The organism is Streptomyces sp. NPDC085937 (assembly GCF_044540535.1).
Classification (GTDB): domain Bacteria; phylum Actinomycetota; class Actinomycetes; order Streptomycetales; family Streptomycetaceae; genus Streptomyces.
On record NZ_JBITSH010000001.1, the window covers coordinates 170,938 to 195,083 of the forward strand.

18 protein-coding genes are annotated in these 24,146 nt (G+C 71.5%); 10 read left to right on the forward strand and 8 right to left on the reverse strand.

Translation table 11 applies throughout. From position 1 onward, the window contains the following. The first annotated feature begins 178 nt into the window (after positions 1 to 178). The 4 genes from ACIF8S_RS00720 to ACIF8S_RS00735 all read left to right on the forward strand — a co-directional run bounded on the left by ACIF8S_RS00720 (position 179) and on the right by ACIF8S_RS00735 (position 4,361). Positions 179 to 1,732 carry a DUF3556 domain-containing protein gene (locus ACIF8S_RS00720; RefSeq protein ID WP_399996513.1) on the forward strand — a complete coding sequence of 518 codons (1,554 nt, stop codon included), beginning with the start codon at positions 179 to 181 and terminating at the stop codon, positions 1,730 to 1,732. 19 nt (positions 1,733 to 1,751) lie between these two features. Next, positions 1,752 to 3,176, forward strand: coding sequence for a phytoene desaturase family protein (locus tag ACIF8S_RS00725; protein ID WP_399996514.1), 1,425 nt, complete (start codon positions 1,752 to 1,754; stop codon positions 3,174 to 3,176). A 601-nt stretch (positions 3,177 to 3,777) separates the two neighbouring features. Continuing rightward, positions 3,778 to 3,972, forward strand: coding sequence for a ribbon-helix-helix protein, CopG family (locus ACIF8S_RS00730; RefSeq protein ID WP_125490113.1), 195 nt, complete (start codon positions 3,778 to 3,780; stop codon positions 3,970 to 3,972). Beyond that, positions 3,969 to 4,361 (forward strand): type II toxin-antitoxin system death-on-curing family toxin, encoded by a 393-nt coding sequence (locus tag ACIF8S_RS00735; protein ID WP_399996515.1) that lies wholly within the window; start codon positions 3,969 to 3,971, stop codon positions 4,359 to 4,361. The genes ACIF8S_RS00730 and ACIF8S_RS00735 overlap by 4 nt, the downstream gene beginning before the upstream one ends. A gap of 677 nt (positions 4,362 to 5,038) precedes the next feature. Here the strand turns inward: ACIF8S_RS00735 and ACIF8S_RS00740 are convergent. From ACIF8S_RS00740 to ACIF8S_RS00755, 4 genes are all read right to left on the reverse strand, one after another. Then, on the reverse strand, positions 5,039 to 5,392 hold the full coding sequence (locus ACIF8S_RS00740) for a hypothetical protein (protein WP_399996516.1): 354 nt from the start codon (positions 5,390 to 5,392) through the stop codon (positions 5,039 to 5,041). Further along, positions 5,385 to 5,735, reverse strand: a complete 351-nt coding sequence (locus tag ACIF8S_RS00745) for a hypothetical protein (protein ID WP_399996517.1) — start codon at positions 5,733 to 5,735, stop codon at positions 5,385 to 5,387. The genes ACIF8S_RS00740 and ACIF8S_RS00745 overlap by 8 nt, the downstream gene beginning before the upstream one ends. Continuing rightward, positions 5,725 to 6,195 (reverse strand): hypothetical protein, encoded by a 471-nt coding sequence (locus ACIF8S_RS00750; RefSeq protein ID WP_399996518.1) that lies wholly within the window; start codon positions 6,193 to 6,195, stop codon positions 5,725 to 5,727. The genes ACIF8S_RS00745 and ACIF8S_RS00750 overlap by 11 nt, the downstream gene beginning before the upstream one ends. A 288-nt stretch (positions 6,196 to 6,483) precedes the next feature. Then, positions 6,484 to 7,281: an RHS repeat-associated core domain-containing protein gene (locus ACIF8S_RS00755; RefSeq protein WP_399996519.1), complete on the reverse strand. Its 798-nt coding sequence runs from the start codon at positions 7,279 to 7,281 to the stop codon at positions 6,484 to 6,486. Between the two features lie 116 nt (positions 7,282 to 7,397). On the opposite strand from ACIF8S_RS00755, the gene ACIF8S_RS00760 reads away from it, so the two are divergent. The 5 genes from ACIF8S_RS00760 (at position 7,398) to ACIF8S_RS00780 (ending at position 15,737) form a co-directional block, all read left to right on the forward strand. Further along, complete coding sequence (locus tag ACIF8S_RS00760) at positions 7,398 to 7,898, forward strand: cupin domain-containing protein (RefSeq protein WP_399996520.1); 501 nt, start codon at positions 7,398 to 7,400, stop codon at positions 7,896 to 7,898. A 421-nt stretch (positions 7,899 to 8,319) separates the two neighbouring features. Further along, a complete protein-coding gene (locus ACIF8S_RS00765) occupies positions 8,320 to 12,489 on the forward strand; it encodes a SpoIIE family protein phosphatase (RefSeq protein ID WP_399996521.1) in 4,170 nt (1,389 codons plus the stop codon). Beyond that, complete coding sequence (locus ACIF8S_RS00770; protein WP_399996522.1) at positions 12,489 to 12,803, forward strand: STAS domain-containing protein; 315 nt, start codon at positions 12,489 to 12,491, stop codon at positions 12,801 to 12,803. The genes ACIF8S_RS00765 and ACIF8S_RS00770 overlap by 1 nt, the downstream gene beginning before the upstream one ends. Positions 12,804 to 12,914: 111 nt before the next feature. Then, on the forward strand, positions 12,915 to 13,310 hold the full coding sequence (locus ACIF8S_RS00775; RefSeq protein ID WP_399996523.1) for an STAS domain-containing protein: 396 nt from the start codon (positions 12,915 to 12,917) through the stop codon (positions 13,308 to 13,310). Between the two features lie 207 nt (positions 13,311 to 13,517). Then, positions 13,518 to 15,737, forward strand: a complete 2,220-nt coding sequence (locus ACIF8S_RS00780; protein ID WP_399996524.1) for a SpoIIE family protein phosphatase — start codon at positions 13,518 to 13,520, stop codon at positions 15,735 to 15,737. A gap of 65 nt (positions 15,738 to 15,802) precedes the next feature. Here ACIF8S_RS00780 and ACIF8S_RS00785 read toward each other — a convergent pair whose 3' ends face one another. The 4 genes from ACIF8S_RS00785 to ACIF8S_RS00800 all read right to left on the reverse strand — a co-directional run bounded on the left by ACIF8S_RS00785 (position 15,803) and on the right by ACIF8S_RS00800 (position 22,579). Next, complete coding sequence (locus ACIF8S_RS00785) at positions 15,803 to 18,007, reverse strand: S1 family peptidase (protein ID WP_399996526.1); 2,205 nt, start codon at positions 18,005 to 18,007, stop codon at positions 15,803 to 15,805. A gap of 34 nt (positions 18,008 to 18,041) precedes the next feature. Then, positions 18,042 to 18,548 (reverse strand): hypothetical protein, encoded by a 507-nt coding sequence (locus ACIF8S_RS00790; protein WP_399996528.1) that lies wholly within the window; start codon positions 18,546 to 18,548, stop codon positions 18,042 to 18,044. 198 nt (positions 18,549 to 18,746) lie between these two features. Further along, positions 18,747 to 19,136, reverse strand: coding sequence for a hypothetical protein (locus ACIF8S_RS00795; RefSeq protein ID WP_399996529.1), 390 nt, complete (start codon positions 19,134 to 19,136; stop codon positions 18,747 to 18,749). After that, the gene (locus tag ACIF8S_RS00800) at positions 19,133 to 22,579 is read right to left on the reverse strand and encodes a hypothetical protein (RefSeq protein WP_399996530.1); all 3,447 of its coding nucleotides are present in this window, start codon (positions 22,577 to 22,579) and stop codon (positions 19,133 to 19,135) included. The genes ACIF8S_RS00795 and ACIF8S_RS00800 overlap by 4 nt, the downstream gene beginning before the upstream one ends. A gap of 836 nt (positions 22,580 to 23,415) precedes the next feature. Here ACIF8S_RS00800 and ACIF8S_RS00805 point away from each other — a divergent pair. Beyond that, positions 23,416 to 24,144, forward strand: a complete 729-nt coding sequence (locus tag ACIF8S_RS00805; protein WP_399996532.1) for a glycoside hydrolase family 11 protein — start codon at positions 23,416 to 23,418, stop codon at positions 24,142 to 24,144. Positions 24,145 to 24,146: the final 2 nt, after the last annotated feature.

Below are 24,146 nucleotides of genomic sequence, written 5' to 3' on the forward strand. Positions count from 1 at the left end.
AGGCACGGAGACCAATCCCCACCCGCTCTTTCGGTTCGCGCGCACAGTGTCCCAGGTCTCCCCGTCTCCCTAAAGTTCGTGCGTCCGGATCGCGTGACGCGACCTCGGAAGCCGACGGCGTGCCATCCCTGGCGGGTGGCCACCGATGCGCCCGGACCACCACGATGAGGAGCACCCATTGGGATTCATCAGACCGTCTCCGCAGCCGGTCGAGCCGACGGTCTTCCTGAGGCTTCCCCTGCGCGAACGCGTTCGCATCCTCAGCACCCACTGGGTCGACGACGGCTTCGGCACACCGCGCGTGCTGCACATCGTGTACATCGTCAAGATGCTCGGCCTCTACTTCGGCGTCGGCATCTGGATCGCGTCGGCGACGTCCGGGATCGAGTTCACCGACATCGGCAGCTGGTACCACAACATCGTCGTGTACCAGAAGCTCGCCGTGTGGCTGATGCTGCTGGAGGTGATCGGACTCGGCGGTGCGTTCGGCCCCTTGTGCGGCCACTTCCGCCCGATGATCGGCAACATCCGGTACTGGATCCGACCCGGCACCATCCGCATGGCGCCCTGGGGCAGCCGCGTGCCGCTGACCGGCGGCGACGAGCGCACCTGGTTCGATGTGGCGCTCTTCGTCGGCGTGCTCGCCGGCCTCGTCTACCCGCTGGCCGCGTCGGCCGAGCCCGTGCCGAGCGCGTTCCTTCCGGCGGGCACCGGCACGCAGGAGCTCATCGCGCCGCACTGCTTCCTCCCGGTGCTCGTCCTCATGCCCCTGATGGGTCTGCGTGACAAGGTCGTCTTCCTGGCCGGCCGGTCCGAGCAGTACCTGCCGATCATGCTGTTCTCCGCGCTGATGGGGAGCATCGGCAGCACCGCGGACTTCATCGACCTCGTCGTGGTGTTCAAGATCGTGATCTGCGTCGTATGGATCGGGGCCGGCGTGTCCAAGTTCGGTGCCCACTTCAAGAACGTCGTGCCGCCCATGGTCTCCAACAGCCCGGCCATGCCAGGACGAGCCCTCAAACGTCTGCACTACCGGGACGCCCCGGACGATCTGCACCCCTCCCGCGTCGCCTGGTTCATGGCGCACGCCGGCGGCATCGCCGTCGAGATCGTCGTCCCCGTCACCCTGCTGCTCACGACGAGCGCGCCGGTGGCCCTGATCGGCGCGCTCTGCATGCTGGCCTTCCACATCTTCATCACCTCGACCTTCCCGCTCGCCGTCCCATTGGAGTGGAACGTCTTCTTCGGGTTCATCACGATCGTCCTGTGGGTCGGGTTCGATCCCGGCACGTACAGCGTCTGGAACTTCTCGCAGCCACTCCTGCTCGTCCCGGTCCTCGCGCTGCTGATGTTCGGGCCGGTCCTGGGCAACCTGCGTCCCGACCTCGTCTCCTTCCTGCCCTCCATGCGCCAGTACGCCGGGAACTGGGCCTCGTCCGTGTGGGCGGTGAAGCCCGGCGTGGAGGAGCGGCTCAACGAGCTGCCCGGGGTGGAGAACCAGATCGACCAACTGCAGCGCATGATTCCGACGCCTGCGCCCGGCCCGACAGCCCGTGCCTCTCCGACGAGACCGTCGGTACGCTCACCGACCAGGCATTCGCCACACGGGTCGAGGCAGCGTCACGCGTGCTCGCGACCCACGGGGTGGCTCGCGGCACGGTGGTCGCGGTCGGCAGGTTCGACAAGACGCGACGGCGCACCACCGTCGCGTCCACGGGCGCCCGAGCCGTGAGCCCCGACCAGGAGCCGTCGTGACGACCGCTGTCGTCGTCGGCAGCGGTCCCAACGGTCTCGCAGCCGCGCTCGTACTGGCCGACGCCGGGGTCCGGGTACGCGTCGTCGAGGCCGCCGACACTCTGGGGGGCGGCACGCGCTCGGCGGAACTGACCCTTCCGGGACTCGTGCACGACGTGTGCGCGGCGATCCACCCACTGGCGGTCACCACGCGGTTCTCCAAGGCGTTCGGCCTCGCCGAGCACGGCTTGTCGTGGGCGGAGCCGCCGGTGCAGTACTCCCACCCGCTTGACCACGGATGCGGCGCCGCCGCCTACCGCTCCGTCGAGGAGACCGGCCGTCACCTCGGTGGGTGCGACGGCCGCACCTGGAGCCGCGTGTTCGGCTCGCTGACCGACCGCTTCGACACCATCGCCGACGAGTTCCTGCAACCGGTCCTCCACATCCCGAGGCACCCGCTCCACCTCGGCCGGTTCGGGTTGTACGCCGGGCTGCCCGCCTCGCTCCTGGCCCGACGCTGGCACCACGACGAGGCCCGCGCCCTGCTCGCCGGGCTCGCCGCGCACGCCTTCCGCCCGTTCGGCGCCCTCGCGTCCTCCGCCATCGGCGTGGCACTCGGCACGGCCGCGCACCGGTACGGCTGGGGTGCCGCCGTCGGCGGCTCGGCCGCCATCGCCACGGCGATGATCGCCGCGGCCAAGCAGCGGGGCGTGCTGTTCGAGACCGGGCGCACGGTCACCAACCTCGACGAGCTCGGACCCGTCGACCTGGTCATGCTCGACACCGCCCCCGGCGCCGCAGCCGACATCATCGGCGACCGACTTCCACGACACGTGGCACGCGCGTACCGCGCCTACCGCCACGGCCCGGGCGCCTTCAAGGTCGACTTCGCCGTCGAGGGCGGTGTGCCGTGGACACATGAGCCGAGCCGGCACGCCGGCACGGTGCACGTCGGCGGGACGTTCGAGGAGATCGCGTCGGCCGAGGCGACCGTCGCCCGCGGCCGCATGCCGGACCGGCCATTCGTCCTGGCGGCACAGCAGTACGTCGCCGACCCGTCGCGGTCCGTCGACGGTGTGCACCCGTTCTACACCTACGCCCACGTGCCGGCCGGCTACGCCGGGGACGCGACGGAAGCGATCATCGCCCAGATCGAGCGCTTCGCGCCCGGCTTCCACGACCGCATCCGCGGCACGGCCGTATGCAGCACCACCGAAATGTCCCGCAAGAACGCCAACTACGTCGGCGGCGACATCGTGTCGGGCTCCAACGACCCCCTACAGCTCGTGTTCCGCCCTCGCGTCACGCTGCACCCTTACGCCACCGGGGTCGACGGGGTCTTCATCTGCTCGGCCGCCACGCCCCCCGGAGCCGGTGCACACGGCATGTCGGGCTACTGGGCCGCACAGGCCGCCCTACGCAAGGTCGCCGCAACAAGGTAGCGGCGCCCTGATGTGCCGCGAGCTGACGCTGAACTCGTCCCCGAGACATGGACACCAGGGCCGAGGCTCGTCCGTGTCTTTTCCCACCTCACGCCTCGGCGTGAGGTGGGAAAAGGTGGGTGCGTACGGCCAGGTGTGACGCTCATTTGACGCTCTGGGTGCCCTCACGCTGCTCAGCGAGCCGGAAAAGCTGCCCTGACCTGGCCTTTTGTATAACTTGCTTAGGTTGACGCCTTTTCGATGACCTCGCATGTGGAGTGCGTGGCTATTTTGGAGCCTGCTGCAAAGGGGCTCTGACCTGCCGTTTTCCTGGGTTTCTCATACGCGGCTGGTCGTATTCGACCTGTTTTCCGAAGCGCGGCGGTTCGAGCGGGCGGATCGATCTCTATAACTCGCTGACCTGCAGATTCGTGAGCGAGGTGCGTTGCACCGGCGACGTCTTTGAGGGGCGTTCGGAGATTCTTGACGCTCGGATGACGCTCGCAGCAGAAGCCTCTGCTGCCCCTCCTGAGGTGCTGTGCGCCGCCGCCTTGGGCCCTCCGTCTTCGGGGATCGCGACTCGACCGAGACAGCCGTGATACCGGTCAGGTATCATGACTGTATGGCGATGACACTCCGACTGCCTGATGACCTTGACGCGAAGCTGTCCGAGCGGGCTCGTCGGGAAGGCCGTAGCAAGCAGGAGCTTGCTATCGAGGCCATCCGTGATGCCCAGGACCGGGCCGAGCTGAAGGTCGATGACGTTCTGGCCGAGCTGATGGACAGTGATGCGGAGATTCTGGACTACCTGAAGTGACGGACGTGCGCTACCTCCAGATCGACGAGATCCTGGCCATCGCCCGCGCGGTCAACGGTACCGAGCACAGTGTGCGTGACATGGGGCTTCTGGTCTCGGCGATCGAGAGACCACGCACGAATGTGTTCGGGGCCGAGCTGTATCCCACGCTGCACGAGAAGGCTGCGGCACTGCTGCACTCCGTAGCCCGTAATCACGCGTTGATCGATGGCAACAAGCGGACCGCCTGGCTCGCCATGCGTGTCTTCCTGCGGTTCAACGGCGTGAGCGCCGGCACCGTCCCGCCGCCCGTCTCCGTTGCCGGCCCGTTCGTCGAGGACGTTGCACAGGACAACATCGATGTAACCGTTGTCGCCAAGCGCCTCTCGACCTGGTTCCCCGTTTCCTGACGTGCGGTGTCGTGCGGTGGGGAGTCGGAACGAGGTCTGGAAAGTGGTGCTGGCTCCGTGGATTCCGATTGGCTGGCCGCTAGCCGCGGAGGAGCGAGGAATGGGAATACGGCCAGGTGGCAACGACATCCCCCGTGAGGGTGAAGGAACAAGTGCCATCCCCACATGAGTAGGGGCCTCGGCGACGACGCCCTGGCCACCACGATCCCTTGACCGCCTCCTGCGCCACTGCCAGATCGTGCCGATCAACGGGCGACAGCTGCCGGCTCAAGAACCGCCTCCAGGCCATCGAGCGGGACACCGACGTGGCCTGAGCAGTGGTGCACGGAAACTCGTACTCGGGGGTGCATTCAGACGAGTAGGCGGACAACATAGCGGCGATGCTGCCAGGGCGCGGGTCAATGTGGCCCCGGAGCCGGGCCCTGGGCCGGGGCGCCTTCCAGGCAGGTGTGAGCGCCACCGCATGGACCCGGGGGGGTCTCCGAGTATGTACTGCTGGCCCGGCTGACCACCGGTGAACGGCAAGCGCGGCGGCGGCGCGTTCGTGCTGCTGCTGAAGGTGGTCAACTCCCAGGCGTACGGGCCGGACGCGGTGGAACTGGTCCGCGACGTGCCCCGGGCCGCGACCACCCCGACCCCGACCCCGGACCGAGATCCGGAGCCGGGCCAGCCCTGTCTCAGTCGGCCATCTCCACCTCGGGCGACACCTCGAACCGATTGAAGATCATCCAAGCCACCCGCACCTGCTCCCGCAGGCAGGCCAGCCCTTCGGCCACAACGACCCTGACCTCCGTCTCCCCTTCCTCCACGACCCGGGACATGGCGACCTCAAGAGCGGCGTCGTCGCCCAGCGGATAACCGAACCAGCCGTCGCCGCCCGCCCCCACCTCCAGCCCCGCTTCGACGGCTCCCCAGTCGGAGCCGTCGAAGCGGTACCCGATGACCTCCGACAGGGCGACGAGGAATCCCTTCAGGTTGTCTCGCCGCAGCCAACCGCCGACGTGTTCCACGACCGCACCGCCCTCAGTCATCGTAAGGAGTACTCACCTCCATGACCTCCAGAGCCTCCCGGGCATTCGCCATGACCGGTCCCCACTTCTGTGAGTGCAACGCCTCGTCGAGGACGAGGCCCAGCCTTCGCATGGCTTCCGCCTCTCTCTCGTCACGGAGCAGGTAGCCGATGCGTGCCCCGGGGTCGTCCAGCACCCCGGTGTCGTCGAAGAAGTCCAGCAGGTGGTCCAGGGACTCGCTTCCGGACGGAACGCGGAGCGTTTCTAGTTGGCTCCTGTCCCCGAGCTGCCGGAGCCAGTCGACAAGCTGGTCACGCAACCAGGGTGTCTGCAGGTCCGTGTCATCAGGGCCCTCAGGGGGCATTCCAGCTCCTCCATGTCTGCCACTCGCTCAGTGGTACGTGCGCTTCGACCGGGTAGTCCTGGATTCTCGCGTTGGGAGGCAGCAGCACGCCATTGCGTCCCACGGTCCTGCCGCCTGAGTTGATCACGACGTGATCCACCTGCTGAGTGGCGTGCGCCGAATTAGGGTCGCCCTTGTCGATGCGTACACTGTCCTGGCCCTTGGGGGCACGCCATACAAAGCCGGGTTTATTGGCGTCCTTGCGGTACTTCCTTGTCATGTCGGGACCGCTCCATCCCCCGGGGATCTTTCCGCTGCCGTACGGGAACCAGCCCGGGCCCACGTCGCCGGTCGGCTTGGGCTTGCGTACGCCGTTGTGCGCGAAGATCGCCGCCAGTGCCGAAGGCGCCTGGTACTCGTCGCTGGAGATGTCGTAGCCCCTGCTCGGCCACCCACTGGTCGAACTGCGCCCCGTAGTCACAGCCCGGCGTTCCCGGCCCACCGCCCCAGCAGTCCTCGTCCCAGAGCCAGCCGGCGTACTCGACTGCGTGCGGGACGTTGCTGATGGCGCCGTAGGAGACCTCTCCGACGCTGCGGCAGACACTGGACAGGAAACCCCAGTCCTTGCAGCCGTCGTTGACCTGGACGGCTTTCTGCTGGGAGGCGTTGCTCGTGGAGGTGCCGCCACCGAAGGATCCGGCCTGGCTACCGCCGCTGTGGCCGCCGCCGCCCGAGGTGCCGCCCGTGTACTCCGGGCACTGCGGGTTGATCAGGCTCGGGCAGGCGTACACCGGCTTGACGGCCTCGTTGGGGCGGCCGTTGCCGGGGGTGCCGTCGGGGCGGGTCGGGCAGGCGACGCCGAACCGGAGGCCGCAGGCCAGGCCGAGTCGCTGGTGTCCGCCTGGGTGACGGGCTTCTGGGCGGCGTAGCCGTAGCGGTTGAGGGTCTGCGGGATGTCCGTCTGCAGTAGTGGGTCGACGCTGATGAACTGGCCGATCGCGGCGTCGTACTCGCGGGCGCCGACGTGGGTGAGGCCGGTGGTGGTGTCGGTGGGATTGTCGAGGAACGCCTTGTCGTCGGGCCAGTTCGCGGTGGTGTCGCCGCGTTCCGCGCCGAAGGGGCTCAGGTAGCGCTTGGTGAGGGCCTGGTCGTCGGAGGTGATCGCCACCGTGCCGGTGCCGTGCTGGTCGCCGGTGAGGTAGCTGGTCTTGGCCGTGCCGGACTGGTTGGTGCACAGGGCGACGGTCTCGCCGCCGTGGGTGTAGTAGCGGTTGGCCCAGGTCTTGCCGCCCTTCAGGTGCACCTCGGTGGCGCCGAGGTAGAGGACTGTCTCGCCGCCGGCCGAGGTGTCCCGGCGGATGAGCAGGCTGCCGTCGGCGCCGTAGATGTAGTCGGTGGCGCGGGCGGCGCCGTCCGGGTCCTCGGTCAGGCGGCTGAGCTTGCCCTCGCTGTTCCGGTCGAGTTGCTGGGTGGTGCTGCCGTCCGGGCGTTCGGTGGTGTTGCCGTCGGCGTCGTAGGCGTACCTGTCGCCGGCGCCGGCCGACGAGGGGCGCGGCGTACGCGGCATCGACCTGTTCGTGCGCAGCGACGCGCATCAGTTGGCGCACCTGGTGGAACTCGTCGACCGCGGGGACCTGCGCGTCGGCGCCTGACGCCCACCCGACCTTCCAGGAGGCGACCACGATGATCCCCGACGACGACCCGTCCCGTTCGCTGACCGTGGCGGCCCCCGACGACCGCGACACGACGTACGTCTCCCTCGTGGGCAACACGTACGCCATGCTGGTCACCGGCGACCGGACCGACGGCCGGTACTGCCTGATCGAGATGCACGTCCCTGACGGCGGCGGCCCGCCGCCGCACCGGCACGACTTCGAGGAGATGTTCACGATCCTCGAAGGCGAGATCGAGTTCACCTTCCGCGGCGAGAAGCACACGGTACGGGCCGGTACCACGGTCAACGTCCCGGCCAACGCGCCGCACCACTTCCGTAACGTCTCGGGTGCGCCGGCCCGCATGCTGTGCATGTGCACCCCGGCCGGCCAGGACGAGTACTTCATGCGCATCGGGGACGTCGTCGCCGGCATGGACGCGCCGGCCCCCGAGCTGACGGAGGACGAGGCCGCCGAACGCCGTCGCCTCGCCGCCGAGCTGGCCCCGGTCTACCGGAGCGAGTTCCTGTAGTGCGCAGGCCCGGCGAGTCCCGCACCGGTGCAATGCGGACTCGCCCGGGCCTTCCGCCGGCGCATCTCGGGCGCGGGGCGCCGGACTCAGCCACCCCCGAACCCGCTTTCCGCCGCCGGCCCCTGGAAACCCCGCGTTTGCCGTGATCCGGCGCGGAAACACCCCACGAGGACGAAGGTCAACGGGACGGTTCCCGGCCCCTGGCCGGCGGCGGCCGAGGGGGTGACGGACTCCCCGCCGCCGTCATGTGTCCCGTTGGTGTACCTCCCGCGCAGGTGTCGTGAGGGCCCGCATTATCCTGAGCTCCGCGACCGGTGGCCTGTGGGTGGGGCGCATCCCCTTGAGGGGTGACGGGGCGAACCGCACGGGTGGGCAGGGACGTGGCCGAGGACGTGGGCCGGCATGAGGGAAAGGGTGTCGCGTGGAGCGTGCAGGCCGGTCGGTGAACGGGTCGCGGGACGGAATCGACGCACAGGTGTTCACCGCCGACCCGGAGGTGGGCAGGGACCTCGCCGAGGTCGACTGGGCGGCCACACCGCTCGGCCCGCCGCAGCAGTGGCCGCAGAGTCTGCAGACGGCCGTCAGCATCCTGCTCTCCTCCCGGTTCCCGATGTGGATGGCGTGGGGCGAGGAGCTGACGTTCTTCTGCAACGCGGCCTACCGGCGCGACACCCTCGGCCGCAAGTACCCCTGGGCGCTGGGCCGGCCCGCGAGCGAGGTGTGGGCGGAGATCTGGGGGGACATCGGCCCGCGCATCGAGGCCGTGCTCGGCACGGGGCAGGCCACGTGGGACGAGGGACTGCTCCTCTTCCTGGAGCGTTCCGGCTACACCGAGGAGACGTACCACACGTTCTCCTACAGCCCGCTGCGGGACGACGCCGGTGACATCGTCGGCATGCTCTGCGTAGTCAGCGAGGAGACCGAGCGGGTGATCGGCGAGCGGCGCATGGCCACCCTGCGTGACCTGGGCTCCGACCCGAGCGTGATCCGCACCGAGCAGGAGGTGCTGGCCTTCGCCGACCGGCAGCTGTCCCGCAACCGCAAGGACCTGCCCTTCACCCTGACCTACCTGTTCGACGGCGACGACGCCCGGCTGGCCGGTGCGACCGGCGTCACCCCCGGCCTGCCCCTCGCACCCCGCTCTCTCCCCGGGGCCGGCTCCGAGGGCCCCTGGCCCGCCGCGGCGCTGGCCGAGGGCGAGGCGCGGGTGGTCCCGCTGACCGGCGCACCGTTCGACGGTCTGCCCGGCGGCGACTGGCCCGAGCCTCCCGAGGAGGCACTCGTGGTGCCCCTGCTGCAGCAGGGCAGCGCGCCGTACGGCTTCCTCGTTGCCGCCCTGAACCGCTACCGCGAGCTGGACGAGCGCTACCGCGGGTTCATCGAGCTGGCGGCCGGACACATCGCGTCCGGCATCGGCAGCGCCCGCAGCTACGAGGCGCAGCAGCGGCGCGCGGAGGAACTGGCGGAGCTGGACCGGGCCAAGACCACCTTCTTCTCGAACATCAGCCACGAGCTCCGCACCCCCCTGACCCTGATCACGGGACCGGTCGAGGAACTGCGCACCCGGCTCACCGACGCGGGCGAGGAGATACGCGCCGAACTCGACGTCATCCACCGCAACGGGCTGCGGCTGGGCAAGCTGGTCAACACGCTCCTGGACTTCTCCCGCATTGAGGCCGGCCGGATGCAGGCCAGCTACGAACCGGTCGAACTGGGCGCGGTCACGGCGGAACTGGCCAGCGTCTTCCGCTCGGCCGTGGAGCGGGCCGGGCTCACCTTCGACGTGGACTGCTCCCCGCTGGACGAGCCGGTGTACGTGGACCGCACCATGTGGGAGAAGGTGGTCCTGAACCTGCTGAGCAACGCGCTGAAGTTCACCTTCGAGGGAACGGTCCGCGTCGCCGTGCGGCGGTCCGGCTCCCACGCCGTGGTCACGGTGGCCGACACCGGGACAGGCGTGCCGGAGGCGGAGATGCCCCGGCTGTTCGAGCGCTTCCACCGCATCGAGAACGCCCGCTCCCGGTCGAACGAGGGGAGCGGCATCGGGCTGGCCCTGGTGCGCGAACTCGTCGGCCTGCACGGCGGCACGATCGACGCCGAGAGCGCCGAGGGGGAGGGCACCACCTTCACCATCCGGGTGCCGTTCGGCACCGAGCACCTGCCCGCCGACTCCGTCGTGGCCGCTCCCGCCGGCACCCCGGCCTCGGCCACCGCCGACCCCTACGTCCACGAGGCCCTCCGCTGGCTCCCGGAGAGCGCGCCGGGCGCCGCGGCAGACGACGGCCCGGAGCCGGAGGGCGCCGCCCCGCTCGGGTCGGACGCCGGTCCCACGCGCAGCGCGCGGGTGCTGGTGGCCGACGACAACGCCGACATGCGCGAGTACCTCACCCGCATCCTGACCGCCGGAGGGTACGAGGTCACCGCGGTCACCGACGGCGTCGAAGCGCTCGACGCCGCCCGCCGCCGCACCCCCGACCTCGTCGTCAGCGACGTGATGATGCCCCGGCTGGACGGCCTGGAGCTGGTGTCACGCCTGCGGGGTGACCCCCGTACGGCCTCCGTGCCGGTGCTGCTGCTGTCGGCCAGGGCCGGGCAGGAGGCGTCGATCGAGGGACTGCAGGCCGGCGCCGACGACTACCTGGTGAAGCCCTTCGCCGCCGCCGAACTGCTCGCCCGGGTCCGCGCCAACGTCGAACTGGCCCGGCTGCGCGGCCACCACCTGCGCTGGCGCACCGCCCTCATCGACTCGCTCCAGGAGGCGTTCTTCGTCTGCGACGAGTCCGGGGCCGTCGTGGAGATCAACGCCGCCTTCACCGACATCCTCGGCTACGGGCCCGAGGACCTGCCGTACGCCCCGGTGCACCCGTGGTGGCCGGACGCGGTCTCCGACCCGGGCGCGCACGAGGAGGTCGGCGACGCCTTCGCCGGCCTGCTGGTGAACGCGCAGGGCTCGTACACCGTGCCGGTCACCAGCCGCGACGGCCGTCGGCTGTGGATAGCCGTGACCTACAACAAGGCCGAGGACCCGGACACGGGGCGCCGGGTCACGGTCGGCACCTTCCGCGACGTCACCGCCGAGCACTACGCCATCCAGCGCGAGTCGGCGCTCGCGGCGCTGAGCACCTCGTTGTCCCGCGCCTCCAACATGCCCGAGGCGCTGTCCGGCGCACTGGACCAGCTGCGGTCGCTGTGGCACGCGGACGTCGTGGTGGCCGCCGTCTTCGGCAGCGACGACACACCGTCGCTCACGGCCACCGACGCGGACCTGCGGTGGGAGGACCTGCCGGCCGAGCGCCGGGAACTGCTCGCGGCGCTGCGCAGCCGGCCCCCGCTCACCGTGGTGACGGAGGACAGCGGAGCGGGCGTCCTGCTGGAACACCCGCAGGGCCCGCTGGCCCTGTGGGCCGACCTGGGCGGACACCGACCCTTCAGCTCCGAGGACCAGCTGCTGCTGTCGCTGCTCGCCGGGCACCTCGCGCAGGGCCTGGTGCGGGCGCACCAGATCGACCAGCAGCGCGAGGCCGCGATCGCGCTCCAGCGCGCCATCCTGGGCCCCGCACAGCTCCCCGACGGCTTCGCCGTGCGGTACGAACCGGCCACGCGCCCCCTGGAGGTGGGCGGCGACTGGTACGACACCGTCGCCCTGCCGGACGGGCGCATCGGCATCGTCGTGGGTGACTGCGTCGGACGCGGCCTGGAGGCCGCCAGCGTCATGGGGCAGCTGCGCAGCGCGTGCCGCGCCCTGCTGCTCCAGGACCCCAGCCCCGCCCGGACGCTGACGGCGCTCGACCAGTTCGCGGCGAGCGTGGCCGGCGCGCTGTGCACGACCGTGTTCTGCGGTGTGCTCGACCCGGCCACCGGAGAGCTCACCTACTCCAGCGCCGGGCACCCGCCGGGCATCCTGGTGCATCCCGACGGCACCACCCGGCTGCTGGAGGAGGGACGCGCGCTGCCCCTGGCCGTACGGCCGGGCCGGCCGCGCCCGGAGGCCTCGTGCTCCCTTCCCGCCCGGGCCACGCTGCTGCTGTACACCGACGGTCTCGTCGAACGCCGGCGGCGTCCCCTCAGCACGGGCATCGAGCAGGCCGGCGACGCCATGCAGGAGGGCCGCGAGATGCCGGTCGAGGACCTCGCCAGCGCGGTGATGTCGCGGCTCGCGCCGGCCGGCGGGTACGACGACGACGTGGCGCTGCTGCTGTACCGTCACCCGGCGCCGCTGGAGATCACCTTCCCGGCCGAGTCCTCCCAGCTGGCACCCGTCCGCAAGGCGCTGCGCAGCTGGCTCGCCCAGTGCGACCTGCCGCCGAACACGGTGCAGAACGTACTCGTCGCCGCCGGTGAGGCGTGCGCGAACGCGATCGAGCACGGCCATCGGAACGCCCCGGGAGAAGACGTACGGCTGCGCGCCGTGGCCCTGGTGGACACCCTGCGCGTGACGGTGGCCGACAGCGGCCGGTGGAAGGTCCCGCAGCCCGAGAACAACGCTCACCGCGGCCGGGGCATGTCCCTGATGCACGCGCTGATGCAGCACGTCACCGTCTCTCCCGGCCCGTCCGGCACCACCGTCGACATGCAGATGAGGATCGCCTGATGACAACCCCGCTCACGCTCATACCCGGACGGAGCCCCGACGGCACCGTCCGGCTCGCCGTCAGCGGCGAGATCGACATGAGCAACGTCGGTCATCTCGCCGAAGCCCTGGACGGAGCAGCGGGCCCCCTCGTCCTGGACCTGACGGAGGTGGAGTACCTCGACAGCGCCGGGCTGAGCGTGCTGTTCGCCCACGCCGAGCGGCTGGAACTGGTCGTCCCCCCGCTGCTCGAACCCGTGCTCACCGTCTCGGGTCTCGCCGATCTCGTCCCCGCCGTCCACAGCTCCGGCACCCGGAACGGACCGCAGGGTTGACCCGGCCCGGTGGGGGAATGCGCACCTTTGCCCGTCCTCTCCCGGCGACCGGGCGGCGGTGACCCCGCCTCCGCACCCGCCAGCCGTATCAGAGCCGCCCGTCCAGGAGTGATGTCTCACGTGAGTGACACCCTCGACACGAACATCAGCTACACCGGGGAGCGCACCGCCGTCGTCGTCGTCACCGGAGACGTCGACCTGCACACCGCGCCCGTGCTGCGGGCGCAGGCGCTCACCGCCGTGGGACAAGGTGCTCCGCACCTCGTCCTGGACATGGCCCAGGTGGACTTCGTCGACTCCACCGGCCTCAGCACCCTCATCGTCCTGATGCACGCCACCCAGGAGGCCGGCGGGTCGCTCCGCATCGCGAGCGTTCCCGACCGTCTCGTGCGCATGGTGACCATGACCGGCATCTCCCAGCTGCTCCCCCTGCACGACACGGTCGCCGACGCGCTGGCCGCCCTCGCCGCGGGCGGCGCCGCCGACGGCACCGGCCCGTCCCGGTGACCCGTCCCTCACGGGCGGACCGGTTCTCCGTGCCGTCCTGTACGGCCCGGCCGGGGTGCCGCTTCCGCGTTCGTTGCGCCACACCCCGTCATGACCGGCGGCGTGCCGGGCAGCCGGGACGCCAGGACACAGGGTCCCGCGGGAGGCAGGGGCCGGTGCCGGGGGGAACGAGTGCCGGCGCGCCGCACGCGCCGGCGGAGGGGCGAGATGAGAGCTGAACGGGAAACGCGGTCACCGCGGGGGGCGCGCCCGTCACCGGAGGCACGGGCCTCGGACGAGGACCTGTCGCTGCTGTTCGGGACGTCGACCGCGCTGTTCGCCTCCATGGCGGGACCCGCCCATGTGCTGGAGGCCGCGAACCCGGCGTTCTTCACCGCGATCGGGGGCGAGCGGCGGGAACGCACCGGTGTGCCCCTGGGCGATCTGATGCCCGAGCTGAAGGCCCAGGGCTTCCTCGCGCTGCTCGACCAGGTCTACCGGACGGGGGAGCGGCACGTCGGCCGGGACACCCGCGTCGTCCTCGGCGTCGGCAGCCAGGCCCGTGAGGCGTTCGTCGACTTCACCTACGAGGCCCGCCGCGACGCCGGCGGCAACGTCATCGGCGTCCGCATGATCGGCGTGGAGACCACCCAGGCCAAGCACGCCCGGCGCCTGGCCGCCGAGCAGCGCGCCCTGCTCGAACAGATCGCCCGCCAGGCGCCGCTGCCCGAGGTGCTGGAGGGCATGTGCCGGGTGATCGAGGAGCTGTCTCCCGGGGTCATCGTCTCGGTGCTGCTGGCGGACGAGGAGGGCCGCCACCTGCACCACGGCGCCGCGCCCAGCCTGCCCGTCTTCTACAACCAGGCCATCGACGGCATCGCCACAGGTGAGGGCGCCGGCTCGTGCGGCACGGCCGCCCACCGGCGGCGCAAGGTGATCGTCACCGACATCGCCACCGACCCCCTGTGGGACGACTTCCGTGACCTGGCCGTCCGGGCGGGGCTGGCCGCGTGCTGGTCCACGCCGATCCTCGCCCGTGACGGGCGGGTGCTGGGCACCTTCGCGATGTACCACCGCACACCGCGCGCCCCCCAGGACACCGACCTGGCGCTGGCCCGCCTGTTCGTCGACACCGCCGGCCTCGCCATCGAGCGGCACCACGCCGAGCAGGCCCGGCGGGTGGCCGACGCCCGGGAGAAGGCGGCACGCGACGACCTCTCCTTCCTGCTGAACGTCAGCACCGCGCTGGCCGGCCCGCTGGACGAGGGGCAGACCCTCCAACGCGTGGCCGACCTGGCGGTCCCGGTGCTGGCCCCGCTCGCCGCCGTGGACGTCGTGGAGGCCGGGCGCGTGCACCGGGTGGCGGTCGCCGCCACGACCGGGCACGCCCGCGAACTGCTCGCCTCGCACGGTGCCCTGAGGGAGACCGGGGACGACGCCGTCGCACGGGTCCTGGCCACCGGCCTCACCGAGGTGGCCCGCCGCACCCCGGTCGGTCCCGGACTCTGGCGGGAGCTGGGCGTCACCGGATACGTCTGCGTGCCGCTCATGGACCGGGAGCGGCCGTTCGGCGTCCTGAGCCTGTTCGCGACGGACGACTCCTCCCTCGACGGCCACCGGATCGCCCTGGCGGAGGAAGTGGCCCGCCGCGCCGCCTCGGCCGCGCGCAACGCCCGCCAGTACGCGCAGCGCGCCGCCCTCGCCCGTGACCTCCAGACCGGCCTGCTGCTGCCGGACCTGCCCGACGTCCCCGGCGCGCAGCTGGCCGCCCTCTACCGCCCTGCGGGCCAAGGGCTCGACATCGGGGGCGACTTCTACGACGTCTTCCCCCGCGGCGACGGCAGCTGGTCCTTCGTCCTCGGTGACGTGTGCGGGCGCGGGGCGAGGGCGGCCACCACGACGGCCCTGGTCCGGCACACCGCTCGTGCCGTCGCCCCGCTGATCGACGAACCGGTCGGCATCGTGAAGGCCGTCGACAGAGCGCTGAACGACCGCAACGCCCACCAGAACAACGGTTTCGTGACGCTCGTCTACGGCCATCTCACGCCGGCCGCCGACGGACTCGCCGTCGACCTGGTGAGGGCGGGCCACACACCGCCCCTCCTGCTGGACGCCGGCCACACGGTGACCCCCGTCGAGGCCCCCGGCGGTCTGATCGGCATCGGCATCCCGCCCACGCTCGAGGCGGTCCGCTTCACCCTGCGTCCCACGGAGAGCCTGGTGCTGTACACCGACGGCATCACCGAGTGCCGGGCCGCGGGCACGGAGCAGTACGGGGACGCGCGACTGGCCGACGCCCTGGCGTCCGCCCCTTCCCGCCCGACCGCGGCCGACGTCGTACGGACGCTGACGGAGGACATCCGGGCGTTCATGTGCGGCCACACGGTCGACGACGACCAGGCGGCGCTGGTCGTCACGGCGGACGGGCCGTCGGCGGGTATGCGGTAGGCGCGCGAGGCCCCGCCGGGCCGAAGCCCGGCGGGGCCGACGAGCGTGCCTTACGGCGGTGGCCGTTAGCGCACCGCGTACCCGAAGTACTCGCCGTGGGAGGGGAGTCCGCCCTGGCCCGGCTGGTACGTGGTCGCGGGCCTGCTCGTGCCGCCCGTCACGGCGTTCGGGTACGGCAGGACGTGCAGGGCACCGGTGGGCACGGGCCCGTAGGGCATTCCGGCGTAGAGGTTCCGTGAGGTGAAGTGGATGCTCGTGCCCAGCTTGGCACCCGCACTCGGGGGACCGGGAACGCCGTCGCCGTCACCCGCCTCGATCCACAGATCGTTGGCTCCCGCCGCCCCCATCAGGGAGAAGGTGTGGATGGCGCCGGCGTCGGTGACACCCGCGAGGTCCTCGCCGGGGGTGCCCACGGCGATCTTCAGCGTCTCGGCCGAACCGACCTGCCGGGGCGCGATGTTGACCGCGCTGAGGGACGCTCCGGTCTGGTCGCCCGCCTCGATCGTGCCGGAGCGGTCGTCGGTCCCGGAGCCCTGGTTCAGTGCGCGCAGGTACTCCCAGCCGCCGTCCGCCTTGAAGTGCAGGAGGAGGACGTTGCCCGCGCCGGCCAGCTGCGGGCCGCCGCTCGTGGCGGCCAGGGCCTCGCCGGGCGCGCCGACCGCGAGGATCGAGTCGGTGGCCGTGGCCGCGCCGGCCGGGCGGTAGGCGACCAGCGCGAGTGCCTGGCCGAACTTGTCACCTGCCTCGGCCCCGGCGTTGATCTCCGCGTTGTCCTGGTCCAGTCCCGTGACCACGGTGGGCCGTCCGGCGCTGTCCAGCTTGTGGCTGAACACGGCGAGGTTGCCCGCGTTCGCGTCGCCGCCGATGGCGTCGTTGGGAGCGCCGACGGCGATGAAGTTGGAGTCGCCCGCTACGGCGGTGCCGAAGCCGTCGTTCGCCTCGGCAGCGCCGGGGACGTCGGGGGAGTCCTGCGTGATGTTGATGCTGGTGTCGCCGTGCACGTAGTAGGCGCCGCCCGCCTTGGCGAGCGAACCGATCGCCTCGCCCGGCACGCCGATCAGGACCCACGGCCTGCCCTCGGCGGTGGTGCCCGCCTCGAGGGCGGCGCCCATCCGGTCGTTGCTCTCGGGCTTGGCGGTACCGATGGAGCCGGTACCGGCGCCCTGTTCGAGGTGGCGGGCAGCCGGGCCGCTGCCGAGGCCGCCCTTGCCTCCGAACAGGATGTCGACGAAGCCGGCGTCGACCGCGCTGCCGAGGTCCTCCTCGGACGCGGACACCACGAGGTCGGTGTAGCCGTCCTCGTTGTAGTCGACGGTCGCGAGGTGGTTGCCGAAGTGGTCCCCGGCCTCCGAGCCGCCGGGCACCCAGTCGAGGTCCTGGGTGATCTCGGCGGTGCCCTTGCCGCCGCCAAGGACGACGCGGACGAGACCCGCGGTGGTGTCGCCGCCGACCGTGGCCATCGGGTCGCCGATCGCGATGTCCTCGACGGCGTCGCCGTTGAAGTCGACGACACGGGTGGCGCCGGCCTTCTCCTCGACCCAGGAAGCGAGGTCGTCGACCCGCGCGACGACACCCGCGGTGGAGGTCTGGGCCTCGTCGGTGCCGAGGCAGCCGCCCTGGAAGGACCGGCTGGTGAGCCCGACGAGCTTGCCGGCGGAGACGACCGGGCCCCCGGTGTCGCCCATGCAGGCGGCGGCGTCCTTGCCGGTGACGTTCGCGGAGGTGGCCTCGGTGGAGTCCACGGTGTAGGTGCCGGTGTGCAGCTTCGGCGGCGCCCACACGGTGTCGGTACGGCCGTATCCGGCGAAGGTGAGCTCCGCACCGGACACGGGCGCCGTGGTGGCGAAGGGGGCGGGGGTCACGTCGAGGACGGGCCGGCTGAGGCGGGCCAGGACCACGTCGCGGTCCGTGCGCGGCACGATCTCGACGACGCGGCGCTCGGCGCCCTGCGTGCCGGAGAGGTCGGGCCGGCCGATGACGGCGGTGGTCGTCCTGGAGGGGACGCCGGCCGGGACGGCGAGCGAGGCGGCCGGGTCGTCGGCGAAGCAACTGGCCGCGGTGAGCAGCCATTCGGCGTCGACGAGGACGGCTGAGCAGCCGCGGTCGTGGGCGCCCACGGTGATCTTCGCCGTGTAGGCGTAGGTGGTGTCCGAGCCGGCGACCGGTGTGCCGCCGGTGACGGCGACCGCGGGTGCCGCGCCCAGCGCGAGCGACCCGGCGGCCAGGACCGCACCGAGCGCGGCCGTCCGGGGACGTCTGATGAGAGACATAAGAGTGGGTTCCTCAATCACGGGATCGCGTGACTCAGTTGGTGACGGTGATCTCGACCAGCACGTGCTCGCGGCCGTCGACGGACTCGCCGACGCCCTCCCACGTGTTGGCGGGGATGTCGTACTCGACCTGGTCGTCCTCGGCGGTCATCTCCAGGTGGGTGTTGGCCGAGTCCTCCGTCTTCACGCCGTGCACCGCGGGCAGTTCCAGGGTCAGGAAGCCCTCGTCGGCGGTGACCTCGAAGCAGACGTCGTCGTGATCGCGGGTGAGGAACTGCAGGAGGTTGCCCCCGGCAGCGCAGTCGGTGAGCACGATGTGACCGTCGCCGCGCTTGAGGAGCACGTCGTGCTCGGTGAGGATCTTGTCGGCGTTCGGGTAGGCGTAGTCCTCGACGGCGTAGCCGGGCGCGGCGTCGGCGACGGCCTCGGCCGAGGGGCCGGAGGCGGCTCCCGCGGGGCCCTGGTCGAGCACCGTCCAGGCCAGGGCGCCGGCGGCGGCCGCGGAGCCCAGTACGCGCACGAATGTGTTGCGTGTTTTCATCACAGTCCTAGAAGGTTGGGATTGTCTGCGTTCAAGCCCCGTATGAGTGCGGGCAGATGGAGAGCACGTCCGATCGCGCGCCGAAACGGGCAGGGGGCGGTGACCGGTGGGTGCGGACCGTCGTCGTGATCCGCACCCGCCCGGTGAAGGATGGTGGCGCGGCGCCGGGGCCTTGACGGTCCGGCGCCGCCCGGCGGCTCACTCCGTCCTGTCGAACGTCTGCGTGACCGGGCCGTCCGGATCGAATCGGAAGTACAGCGTGTCCTGGTCGTCCACGTAGAGCTGGATACCGCCGATGCCGTCGAGCCCGCCGTCCTCGATCCCCAGGTACACGAAGTCGCTTCCTGCGTCCGGGTCCTCGTAGTCCCAGGTGCCGGTGAGGTCGACCGGGCCCGCGCCCTCACCCGTCGTCACGCGGGTGGCCGAGAACGTGCCGTCCGCCGAGAGTTCGATCTGCCCGCCGTCGTCGTTCCGGTACACACCGGTCAGCTTCTGGGGGTCGACGGCCTCGGAGCACCCCGCGAGCGGCAGGACGGACGCGGAGAGCACGGCGAGGAGCCACCGTCCGGCCCCCCTCCCGCGCGTCACGGGCCCAACGTGACGTCGAACTCGATCACCTGGGTCTTGGGTGACATCGGCCCCTCGTCGCCGACCACCTTGTCGACGAACGCGCCCACGGTGTCGCTCCACCAGTCCGTGTACCCGATGACCGGCGGGTGCGTAGCCGACTCGATGTCCGACTCGTTGTACGCGGTGTAGCGCCAGGTGACCGAGCCGTCCGCGTTCTCCCGGATGGGCGTCATACGGACCTGGTGCGAACCGAGGAAGGTGTACGCGAGGTTCCCGGTGAGCCCGGCCGTGGTGAGCGTGCCGTAGTCGGTGACGTACTTGCCGGCACCGTCGAAGCCGCTGAGCATGTAGTCGTACATGTAGGTGCGGCCCAGTTGGTACTTCCCGGTGCGCTGCCACTCCCTGAGGAAGTAGTCGATGGCGCCCTTGGTGTGCGCGTGCTCGCGGTAGAGCCGGGTGAACTCGTCGTCCGGGCCGAAGCACTGCGACCGGGGACCGGTGCCGCTCAGCCAGCTCCAGCCCAACTCCCACGGGTTGGTGCTGTTGCTGTGCTCGATCGGGTCGCCGAACGGCGTCAGGCAGCTTTCGGCGCCGTCGGGGAGCCCGGTCTTGCCGTCGATCGGCACCTTCGAGTTGTCGATCGCGTCCTGGATCGCCTGCCGGATGGCGGCCTGGACGACCAGGATCCGCGCCTCCGTGGCGGCCCTGGCCGCCTGGGCGTGGGACTTGCCCGCCGCCAGCTCTGCCTGCCGGGCCTTCGTCGCGGAGGCCTGCGCGTCGGCGGCGTAGGCGGCGGCGGTCGACGCGGAGCGCACGGCCCGGTTGGCCGCGTCCCGTGCCACACCGCTCGCCTTCCGGGCCGCCGCGGCCGCGTTCGCCGCGGTCTGCGCGGACTTGGCGGCGGAGGCGGCCGAGGCCTCTGCGGCCTCCGCATTCTCGCGGGCCTCCTCGGCGGAATTCTTGGCGTCGGCCGCCCAGCCCTTGGCCTTGTTCGACCACGTGGTGGCCTCCTCGGCGGCATCCCGGGCGACGGCCGCTGCCTCGGAGGCGCGCGCCGCGTCCTCGAGCGCGTCCTGCGCGATCTTGGCCGCCCGTGCGATCGCCGCACGGACAGCGCTGATGTGCGTGGAGTGATCGTGGTCGATGCGCGCGAACTCGTGCTGCGTCGTTCCGATGAACTGGCGCAGCATGTGCGTGTCGCCTTCGAGTGCGACCTGCGCCGCCGCCCGCACGTACGGACCGCCGTTCGCCAGGAGCGTGGTGGCCGCCACCCTGTCGTCCTCATGGACGGCCGCGGCGCGCTCCACGTGCAGGAAGGTGTGCAACGCCTCGGCGGAACCGTCCGTCAGGGCGGCCTCGGCGGCCCGCCGCACGGCGGTGCCGGTGGTGGGGGCTGCGAGGAGCGTGGTGATCTCCACCTCGTTGTCGTCCCTGGCCGCCTCGACCGCGCCCTTCTCCAGGAAGGCCCGGATGACGGCGGCGTCCTCGCTGCGCAGCGCGGTCGCGGCGGCCTCGGCCACGTTCTGCGTGGAGACAGCGGAGACGGCCGCGGCGTTCTCGGCGTTGTCCTGCTCCAGTGCGATGATCCGGTCGGCCTCGATCCAACGCAGTACGTCCTCGTCCGAGCCGGCCAGCGCGAACTCCGCTGCCTCCCGGGTCCACGTGCCGGACCGGTCGAGGAGCAGGACGGCGGCCTGCCGTCCCTTGCTCACGGCCTCCCCGGTCCTGCCGTCGGCGAGGGCCGTCTCCATCGCCGTGATCAGCGCGACGAGTTCCTCGGACAGTCGCGCCTCCTGCGTGCGCTCCCGGTTGGCGCGCTCCAGGCGGTCGGTCTCCTCACGCCGCTGCTGCCTGGCGACCTCGACGGCTTCCTCGGTCTCCTCGTTCAGCCGGGCGATCTCGGCCTCACGGGCCTCCATCTCGACCTCCCGCGCCTCGGTGACGGCGTCGTACGCCTTGGTCGCGGCTTCCAGGGCGGCCTTCGCGGCTGCGGTGGAGCGGTTGGCGTAGTCCACGGCCTTGCCGGCGTTGCGGGCCGCTTCCTCGGCGGCGTCGGCAGCCTTCTCCGCGTGGTCGGCCGCGCTGTCGGCGGCTGCGGACGCGGTGCGCGCGGCCGCGGCCGACCTGCGGGACAGGGTCGAGGCCCGGCTCGCGGCCGCGGTGGCCCGGCCGGCGGCGGCCTCCGCGACGGCGGCCTGGCGCTGCGCCTCGGCGGCTTCGGACTGCGCGGCACCGGACGCCACGGCGGCGTCGGCGGAAGCGCGCGCGGCGGCGGCCGAGTTGACCGCGGCACCCGCGGCGGCGATGCCCGCGGCCTCCGCCGCGTCGGAGGAGAGGGCGGCGAGCTTGGCCTTCGCGGCCACCGACCGCACCCAGCTGACCATGGCCCGCGCGGCCTGCGCCGCCTGGTTGGCGGCCTCCGCCATGTTCGCGTTCTTCGACGCGCTGATCGCGGCGTGATAGGCACGCGACGCGGCGCGCCCCGCCGCTGCGGCGGCTGCCGCGGCGGCGTTCGCGGCGGACACCGAACGCCGGGCCGCGGCCTGCGCGGTGCGCGAGGCGGACACCGCCGTCGACGCGGCGGCCGCGGCACCCTGGGCGGCCCGCGCCGCCTTGTTCGCAGCCCTCGCCGAGCGCTGCACATCCTGCTCGGCGGCCTGCGCCTCGGCCTTCGCCTCCAGCGCGGCCGCCTTGGCCTTCTCGGCGGCCTGGACCGCCTGCTGGGACAGCTCGACGGCTTCGTCGGTCTTGCGTTCGGCGAGCTGCCCCTCCGACTCCACGATCTTGACCAACTGCTGGATCGTCGCCGACTCCTCGTCCCGCGCCCGGGCGATGTACTGCCCCGTCGTCAGGAACCACTGGATCGCCCGCGGCGACCCGTCGTCGAGCGCCCGTGACGCGTACTCCCGCACCTGCGGTGAAGCGGTCACGAGGATGGAGGTCACCTGGACGCGCTGGTCCTCGTCGTGCGCGTCGTACTGCCCGGTGCTGAGGAAGCGCCGCAGCGCGAAGTCCGTTCCGGTCGCCAGGGCCTCGGAGGACTCACGCTTCACGGCCTTGCCGCCGTGCGCGTTGACGGTGGTCACGGCGACCCGGAGGTCCTCGCGCACCGACGGCTGGAAGCCTCCCTCGAGGTAGGCGGCCACCGCCGCGTCCCCGCCGGACAGCGCCTGTCCGATCCCGGTACGCGTCGCCTTGCCCGCGTTGACCAGGGCCTGGGTGAGGGTGAACCGGTTGTCCTCGGCCGTGGCCGCCGGCAACCGGGTGCTGAGGAACGTGGTCACGTCGTCCGTGCCGCCCACGAGCGCCGCCGCCGCGGCCGTGCGTACCGCGCGGCCGCCGGTCCGGTACGCCTGCACGGCCTTGCCGCGGTCGGTGTCGGGCAGCCGGGGGCCGCCGTCGTCCGTCACGGCGGCCGCCGCGTACGCGGGCCGGGAGGACCCGAAAAGACTCAGGGGCACCGCGGTGCCTGCCGCGATGCCACCGAAGATGGCCAATGACTGACGTCTGCTGAATATCCCTCGTGCCTGTGGCATCGAGACCCCCTTCTCGGCTCCCACGGGAGGTCCCGCCCCCGCGGTTCAGGGCCCTAATGGAAACCGGATCTTGAAGGCTCGTCCAACCCGATAAAGAGGCGGAAACCGGGGCAACCATCGGTTCTCCGCCGTGATGTGCGTCACGCAGTGGAATGGTTGTAGCGCGGTCGGTAACGAAGTGCCGGGTGGCTTGGATTGGCGTGAATGCGTTGGTGGCGAGAGGGGGGGCCGAAGCGCGGGAGGCTACGGGGTGCGCTGGGGGATCGGGGCGCCGAGTGCCGCGAAGTGGCGGCGCCGGACCGGCGTGCGGTGCGTCCAGGCCTGTGCCGGTGGCTGGTTCTCGCGGGAGCTCGGGGGGCTGTCGTTACTTTCGCGGGGCTCCGGGCGGGTGGGTTGCCGCGCCGGTGTCGCGTCGGGTGACCGCCGACCCGTCCGCGAGCGCCCGAAAGTTTCGCCCTTCTGGCTCGGGCTTACGGTGCCATCTTCGGGAATCCGGTGCCGCCTCGCGCGAAAGGTCGTGGGTGGTCGTGCCTGACCAGCGCATATGGTCAAGTCAAGACCTCGCCCGCAAAGGGCAAGTTTCCGAAAGTGCGTCGAAACTGTTGACACGCTCATGTCGCTCTACGAACACTGTGGCCACCGCACGACAGCCAACCCCCGTGCCCCAGGCGTCACTTGCCGCCGGGGACGGTGGTCGGCCATGCAAGGCAGCGGGTGGCAGCAGCCGCCCGGCCCCCCACCGGCCTTCATCGGGAGGACGCATGTACCAGGACGGCAAGCGGCACGAGACCCAGCACAACCCCGCCCCCTTCAGCGGCCTGAGCCGCCGCGGCTTCCTCGTCGGCGCCGGGGCCGGCGCCGCCGCGCTCGCCACCGCGTCGGGGCTGGTACTGCCCGGCACCGCGCACGCCGCCACCACCATCACCACCAACCAGACCGGCTACGACGGCATGTACTACTCGTTCTGGACCGACGGCGGCGGCTCCGTCTCCATGACGCTCAACGGCGGCGGCAGCTACAGCACCCGGTGGACCAACTGCGGCAACTTCGTCGCCGGCAAGGGCTGGGGCAACGGCGGACGCAGGACGGTCCGCTACAACGGCTACTTCAACCCGTCGGGCAACGGCTACGGCTGCCTCTACGGCTGGACCTCGAACCCTCTGGTCGAGTACTACATCGTCGACAACTGGGGCAGCTACCGGCCCACGGGTGAGTTCCGGGGCACCGTCTCCAGCGACGGCGGCACGTACGACATCTACAGGACGACCCGGTACAACGCCCCCTCGGTCGAGGGCACCCGCACCTTCGACCAGTACTGGAGCGTCCGGCAGCAGAAGGTGACCAGTGGCTCCGGCACCATCACCACCGGCAACCACTTCGACGCCTGGGCACGCGCCGGGATGAACCTCGGACAGTTCCGGTACTACATGATCATGGCGACCGAGGGCTACCAGAGCAGCGGCAGCTCCACCATCACCGTCTCCGGCTGACG